This window comes from Xanthomonas cannabis pv. cannabis, assembly GCF_000802365.1.
In the GTDB taxonomy this organism is placed as follows: domain Bacteria; phylum Pseudomonadota; class Gammaproteobacteria; order Xanthomonadales; family Xanthomonadaceae; genus Xanthomonas; species Xanthomonas cannabis.
In genome coordinates, this window is record NZ_JSZE01000222.1 from 1 (window position 1) to 611 (window position 611).

The following is a 611-nucleotide window of genomic DNA, read 5'->3' on the forward strand; positions in this document are numbered from 1 at the left end:
CGCACACGTTGACTGCCCCGGCCACGCCGACTACGTCAAGAACATGATCACCGGTGCGGCGCAGATGGACGGCGCGATCCTGGTGTGTTCGGCCGCTGACGGCCCGATGCCGCAGACCCGTGAGCACATCCTGCTCTCGCGTCAGGTCGGTGTGCCGCACATCGTCGTGTTCCTGAACAAGGCCGACATGGTCGACGACGCCGAGCTGCTCGAGCTTGTCGAGATGGAAGTGCGCGAGCTGCTCAGCAAGTACGACTTCCCGGGCGACGACACCCCGATCATCCACGGTTCGGCCCGCCTGGCGCTGGACGGTGATCAGAGCGAGATCGGTGTGCCGGCCATCCTGAAGCTGGTTGATGCCCTGGACAGCTTCATTCCGGAGCCGACCCGTGACGTCGACCGTCCGTTCCTGATGCCGGTCGAAGACGTGTTCTCGATCTCCGGCCGCGGCACCGTGGTTACCGGTCGTATCGAGCGCGGCATCATCAAGGTAGGCGACGAAATCGAAATCGTCGGTATCCGCGACACGCAGAAGACCACGGTCACCGGCGTGGAAATGTTCCGCAAGCTGCTGGACCAGGGCCAGGCAGGCGACAACGCCGGTCTGCTGC

General features: G+C 64.3%; 1 protein-coding gene. It reads left to right on the forward strand.

Annotated features, from left to right (window positions below; all coding sequences use genetic code 11):
• Positions 1–611, forward strand: a 611-nt coding sequence (locus tag OZ10_RS20175; RefSeq protein WP_039566901.1) for a GTP-binding protein, incomplete at both ends; no start/stop codon positions are given.